Source organism: Mycobacterium sp. 852002-50816_SCH5313054-b (assembly GCF_001667185.1).
In the GTDB taxonomy this organism is placed as follows: domain Bacteria; phylum Actinomycetota; class Actinomycetes; order Mycobacteriales; family Mycobacteriaceae; genus Mycobacterium.
In genome coordinates this window covers 1-639 of the sequence record NZ_LZIC01000149.1, presented here as the reverse complement: position 1 = coordinate 639, position 639 = coordinate 1, and the positions used below count along the sequence as shown (strand labels likewise).

2 pseudogenes are annotated in these 639 nt (G+C 70.6%); one reads left to right on the top strand and one right to left on the bottom strand.

From position 1 onward, the window contains the following. Window positions 1-157 (bottom strand): annotated as a pseudogene (locus A5787_RS27580) (NAD(P)H nitroreductase); the annotation flags it as partial. A 278-nt stretch (window positions 158-435) separates the two neighbouring features. On the opposite strand from A5787_RS27580, the pseudogene A5787_RS26275 reads away from it, so the two are divergent. Beyond that, window positions 436-639: pseudogene (locus A5787_RS26275) on the top strand (NAD(P)H nitroreductase); the annotation flags it as partial.

Here is a 639-nt window from a genome sequence, read left to right as displayed (position 1 = left end):
CGGTGCCCGGGACCGTCCGGTCGCGGTCGACGAACAGTTGCAGAGCCCCGTCCCCGGCCACCCACCGCCACGGCTGGCTGTTGTGCACCGAAGGGGCCCGGCAGGCCAGCTGCACCGCGCCGGTGATCACGCCGATGTCCACCATCGTGTGGGTCATTCGCTCACTCACTTCCTTTCCCACGTCGACCCTCGGGCATGTGAGCACCGCGCGCCAGGGTCCTTGGTCCCCTGCGGCAGGTCATTGGGCCCGGGCCGACCATCCGGACGTCCAGGGCGCGCGTTGTTCCTGAACGCCGTCAGCGAGGTGCGCCGGCATGCCGACCTTTGAGGAAAGTGAGCAAAGAACGCCGTGGGCCCTTCGGCATCCGAATGGCCTCCGCCGGCCGGGACGAACGGCCCTGGTCGCCGACCCCGATGGCGCTTACCGTCGATGGTATGAACGCGACGCCGGACACCCGGACCCTGCAAAGGGCGGTGCAGCTGGCCTGCCGGGCCCCTTCGGTGCACAACAGCCAGCCGTGGCGGTGGGTGGCCGGGGACGGGGCTCTGCAACTGTTCGTCGACCGCGACCGGACGGTCCCGGGCACCGACCCTTCCGGCCGGGAGGAGATCCTCAGCTGTGGCGCCGCGCTCGATCAC